This is a genomic window from Sphingomonas sp. TZW2008, from assembly GCF_002117915.1.
Taxonomy (GTDB): Bacteria; Pseudomonadota; Alphaproteobacteria; order Sphingomonadales; family Sphingomonadaceae; genus Sphingomonas.
Genome location: NZ_BDJB01000013.1, coordinates 1 through 4,833, shown reverse-complemented (window position 1 = coordinate 4,833; position 4,833 = coordinate 1). Strand labels below are relative to the sequence as shown.

6 protein-coding genes are annotated in these 4,833 nt (G+C 60.3%); 2 read left to right on the top strand and 4 right to left on the bottom strand.

What is annotated here, in order from left to right; all coding sequences use genetic code 11:
- The 3 genes from B7L05_RS14325 to B7L05_RS14315 form a co-directional block, all read right to left on the bottom strand.
- A partial coding sequence (locus B7L05_RS14325; protein WP_085810977.1) for a plasmid partitioning protein RepB C-terminal domain-containing protein occupies nt 1-758 on the bottom strand: 758 nt, incomplete at its 3' end.
- On the bottom strand, nt 755-1,654 hold the full coding sequence (locus B7L05_RS14320; protein WP_085810976.1) for a plasmid partitioning protein RepB C-terminal domain-containing protein: 900 nt from the start codon (nt 1,652-1,654) through the stop codon (nt 755-757). The genes B7L05_RS14320 and B7L05_RS14325, both read right to left, overlap by 4 nt.
- On the bottom strand, nt 1,651-3,222 hold the full coding sequence (locus tag B7L05_RS14315) for a recombinase family protein (RefSeq protein WP_085810975.1): 1,572 nt from the start codon (nt 3,220-3,222) through the stop codon (nt 1,651-1,653). Before B7L05_RS14315 ends, B7L05_RS14320 begins: the two co-directional genes overlap by 4 nt.
- 63 nt (nt 3,223-3,285) lie before the next feature.
- Here B7L05_RS14315 and B7L05_RS17015 point away from each other — a divergent pair, with 63 nt between their 5' ends.
- A complete protein-coding gene (locus B7L05_RS17015; protein WP_144037314.1) occupies nt 3,286-3,657 on the top strand; it encodes a hypothetical protein in 372 nt (123 codons plus the stop codon).
- Between the two features lie 640 nt (nt 3,658-4,297).
- Here B7L05_RS17015 and B7L05_RS14305 read toward each other — a convergent pair.
- Nucleotides 4,298-4,510, bottom strand: coding sequence for a helix-turn-helix domain-containing protein (locus B7L05_RS14305; protein WP_085810973.1), 213 nt, complete (start codon nt 4,508-4,510; stop codon nt 4,298-4,300).
- A gap of 131 nt (nt 4,511-4,641) precedes the next feature.
- Between B7L05_RS14305 and B7L05_RS14300 the strand changes: the two genes are divergently transcribed.
- The coding region (locus tag B7L05_RS14300; RefSeq protein WP_144037313.1) for a hypothetical protein at nt 4,642-4,833 on the top strand (192 nt) is incomplete at its 3' end.

Here is a 4,833-nt window from a genome sequence, read left to right as displayed (position 1 = left end):
TCCGCCATCGCCCTCGCTGCCACCGTCATCTTCTGGCTATGACCAATGAGTCCTGACCCTAGCTGCATGGTCGCGACTTGATCGTCGGTGAGCCCAGCAACGCGACGCGGCTTGCCCGCGACCAGCTGATCATCCGGAGTAGAGGCAACTAGCGAACGGGCATAGCTGACCGTGAATCGGTTCATGGTAATCATGTTTTCGACCGCCGCAACTTGCCGAACTGCTTTGAGGAACCGGAGTTCGGTAAACACGTGAATCGGTACATGCCGGTCTTTCAGCAACTCCACGGCTTCCGGGCATATTCCGACGAGCAGGTTTCGTTTTTTGCGAATGCTGGCTATGTCGACGTTCAAGGCTCGTGCCAGCCGTTCTTCCGAAACGCCTTTCTTCACCGCGTTCAGGATCATCTTGTGTTCCTGGATGATCGCGATCCGGGATACGCGCCGATTATAGGTGAACGCTTCATCGTCTGTCGCGACCAAGCAGACAATTTCGGTGACGCCGCGATCTTGAACGATTTTGACCCGCAAATGACCATCCAGCAGGTGGTACCGAGCCGGGTCAGTCGCATCCCGCGCGACAACCGGCGGCTCAATGATCCCAACCTCGGCTATTGAGGCGGCAATCTGATTGTACTTTACCGACTTTTTCACGGCCGCCGTCACCGCGCGCAACGGTAGAATGTTGGCGATCGGAATTCGAAGGCTCGCCTCTTCGAAGCCCAGCTTTACGGCTATGCCACTTGGCGCGGGACTCATGACGTAGCACCCATGCGTTCGAGGCGGTCCGCAAGGTTCGCCGGCATGGTGGCGAGGCCTTCGTCTTCTAGCAGAGCCGAGAACTGTTCGCTTAAGCGCAATCTGCGAAGTGCCTCGGTCAGAAGGAGCAGCCGATCACGCGCGGAGTTTGCGCGTCCAATCAACGCCCGTTTACGGTCCACATCCTCTTGATATGCCCGGATTAGAGCCGCTGGTGATAACCGCTGACCGGAGTGCGCTTTGCCGGTTTGTTGCTTCAGGCCTTTACCTGAACGTCGACGTGCCTCCACGATGCGCTTGGCCGCGATCAGGCGACGACCGCGTAATGATCCTTTCTCGTAAGCATCCTGAAGCGCGCGCTGCACGTCATGATCCGCCGCTTCGGCGATCTCGACAGCAACGCTAAGTGGCATCACCCGAGATTCCACGGACTGAAGTAGCCGCTGTTCCCCTTTCTCCAGCAGGCGCGCCACGCCCCCTACATATTCAAACGTTAGCCCGGTCTTGCGAGCGATCTGCATAATGCTGTGACCGGCTTCTCGCATCCGACCGATATCCTGCAGCAGGTCGATTGCGCTGTGCTGACGACGCGCGCAGTTTTCAACGAGACTGGCTATCAGACAATCTTCGGCGTCTGCAGCAACGACGAGCGCAGGAACTTCCGCCTGGCCAAGCGCCTGATACGCTTCCAGCCGACCCTGGCCACAGACAAGGTCGTAAAAGGGACCGCCCGACTCCACTCGGCGTGTCACGGTGATTGGGCGCTTCAAACCAATTTGCGCGATGTTGTCGGTGATCTCCTTGTGACCCTGCTTGTTGCGCGCGCGGGGATTGACGACGGTTATCCGGTCGAGCGGGATCCACTCAACGCGCTGCGCCGGCTGTACAGTGCTCATGCGGCGGTCCTCCAAGGCCGTCGTGCCGCCATCCGGTGAAAGGCGGAAAGATCATCGAACCGATAGGCATCCAGCGATAGCCCGTTGTGCTCGCACAGCCGCAGCACTGCGTCGCCAAGATCAAGCCGAGGCAGCAGATAGTAGTCGCGCGGCAGCTCGTTGCCCGGCGCCATACGAATAGCGACCGTCAGATCAGGTTTAAGCGGCGTGTCCAATCGAACTTTCCAGCGGAGCGCCCGAGCGGCGGTTTGGACGCACCGAACCACTACGAGCGAGGCGGTGAACTCGCCGTTGATCGTGAGAAGGTCCGTATCACGATCACGGATAACGCCGCCGCCGGACCTGGTGAGCGCCTTAATCGTGTCCGCAACGAGCTCCGGGTGAAGCTGCCGGAGCTTCCGGTTGATTTCCAGGTAGCGATAGTCGCGATCAGGCGCGAAGCCGACAAGTTCGTAGGCGCGAAGCAAGCTGCCGAAGCGGTTTCTGTACGCGCTGCTTGAGGGGGCATCCTCCGCTTCATCGATGATCAGCCCGGTCAATAGGCCATTGCCTGCAAAGATGGCGCCCAGCAGGTCAAGCATCGCCTTATCGCTGAGACGTTCGGACCTTGCCTCAATGATTGCGCGTGCAGCGGCGAACGTAGCGCGATCGACGATTGGCGTGAACGCACCCTCAGCCCTGATCCAATTGTCTTTGGCGTTCTGAACGTGTTCGCGCTTCAGCTTAAAGGAGGTTCGTGCCCAGACGTTGTCACCGACATACTTCTCATTGATGAGAAGCTGGTGGACCGTGCCTCGGCTCCAAGGCCGTCCTAGATCGGTGATAAGCCCGCGCTCGTTCAGCAGTTCGGCGAGCTCGCGTTCCGTCTGACCCTCCTCTGTAAATCGCCGATAGACCTCTTGAACGACGGCCACTTCTTCCGGAGGTCCGGGCACCAGGATTACTCGGTCAGTAGCGATGCTTTTGTGCTCCCCGCGGCCGAGTTCGCTCTTCGGCTCGCCGTTTATGTCTACGAGAAGACGACGCAGTCCGAAACCGGCGGCCCCGCCCTGCCGATAGCCGCGTCTGATCAGGTTCGCCTGTCCTGCGAACACCTTCACCGACAACTCGCGGCTGTATTCCGCGGCCATCGTCCGTTTGACAGTTTTGATGAGCGAAGAGCTCATGCTGCCGTCGTTCCTAAATTGCTCCGCGCAGTACTCCACCTGGATGCCAGCGGACCGGATCCGAAGTTCGTGTGTGGCGGCCTCGTCCGGGTCCTGAAAGCGGCCCATCCGGCTCACGTCGTAAACAAGGAGTGCCTTGAAGTCTGCCCGACCCGCGTCGATGTCGGAGAGCAAGAGCTTGAGCCCCGACCGACCGGAGAGGTTTAGACCGCTCTTGCCGTCGTCCTGGTACGTACGAACAATCTCGTAGCCGTGAATTTCGGCGAAGCGACGGATGGCGGCCGCCTGGTTGTCGGTTGAGTATTGCTGATGTTCGGTCGACATGCGGACATACTCAGCCGCGCGTACCCGCTCGACACGCGGCGGTTCTTCACTTGTCGTCACATTCCAGTTGATGACCATCCGACGGCCTTAACAGCGGCGCGCGTACGCCTAACGGGTCAATAACCTGGAAGGGGCGGAATCATGATTCCGAAGACCGGCAGCCGGCTGCCGAACGGGCCTATACGGGTATCCGAGCGCGACTACATCCATGCAATAAGCGGCGCGCTTCGAGGCGAGCTCGGTGCCACCGGAGCTGCAACAAAGATTGTGATGCGCTGGACAGGGGCATCGGAGCGGACTGCGCGAACCTGGATGACCGGGGCCGCCGGTCCGAGCGGACACTACCTGATGAGCTTGGCGCACGAGTCAGACGCCGTGCTCGCCGCTATCCTGTCCATGACCTCGCGTCCGGAACTCGCGCTCGGGCTCGATCTGCTTGCGGTCGAGCTTGCGATAAAGAAGGCCAGCCTCGCCTTCACAGAGCTTCGCGAGCGGACGATCAGGAAGCCTTAGTAACTCGCTTCTCGAAAAGCTCCGCCGCGGCGTTGTGCTTAAAACTCGCTCTTGCTCGCGCCCGCGCTGACAATATGGTTTAGCGGCTCGCAGGTATGACGCAGGTCAAATTTCCGGCTTTTCCCACGCGAAAGTGCTTTCGCTAGGAAACGATCGGACGGCGGCGGTGCGTGATTTTGGGAAGCGCATGGGTCGGCTCCGACCGGCAGTCCGGACTGATCGGCAAGTAGTTGAAAAAGCACGCCCCTTTACGATGACTCGCTAGCCTTCGTAATGCGGGGGTCACAGGTTCGAGTCCTGTAAGCGGCACCACCTTCTTTATGGCACTTTCGACACGGACGGGGCGGCGGCTGAGGCTAACAGGCTTTGGCTTGTGAACCCACGTGGGTCCTGCCTGGGACGGCTTCCGGTGGCGCCGGCGGGCGGTCTTAACAGATCGATAGCTCTCGCGTCGTTCATGCGCAGACGGAAACCAGTGAACGCTCTCGTTCGATGGTGTGGGCTCCTGAACTCGTTCCGCCGGTGGTCGGCAGGCGCTTTCGAGAGTACGGCCTGACGGGCGTGTCAGACCTGAGATAGTGGCCGGAGATGCACGCGCGAAACAGAGGAACTTATATAGGTAGGTGAAAGCAGGCTGCCTTCACTCGCCTGAGCGCAACAGTGACGCCGGCTCGACGCCCAGCGCGTTCGCTAGCCGACCCAGAGCTCGCACAGACGGGTTGCGCGTGCCCCGCTCCAGATCGCTGACGTAGCTGCGCTTCATATCCGCTCGCAGCGATAGCTCCTCCTGCGACAGCCCCTTCAGCTTTCGCTGACGACGCACGTTCGCGCCGAGGAGTTGCACCAAATCCATTCACGCAACTGGCCGCAGACCCACGTCCACGTCTGTCCACCAGACGTGTCATTTTTGCTTGCGAGCCCGGCACTAACCGGGAACGATCCTGTTCAACCGCCCGCGTCAGGGCTTACCCAAGGAGAGTACACATGGCCCAGAATCCGTTCGCGCCGGTGGCGTTCGGCATAATCGTTCTGCTCACAGCCTGCGGCGACGGCGGCAACACCAACTCTACGGCGATCACTGCGGCCGCTGCCGCGCCGCTGCCGATCAACAGTGTAGGCTCAGGACTCGTTGATCACAGCCAGAAGATGACGGTTGCAGCGAGGGCGACGGCGGAG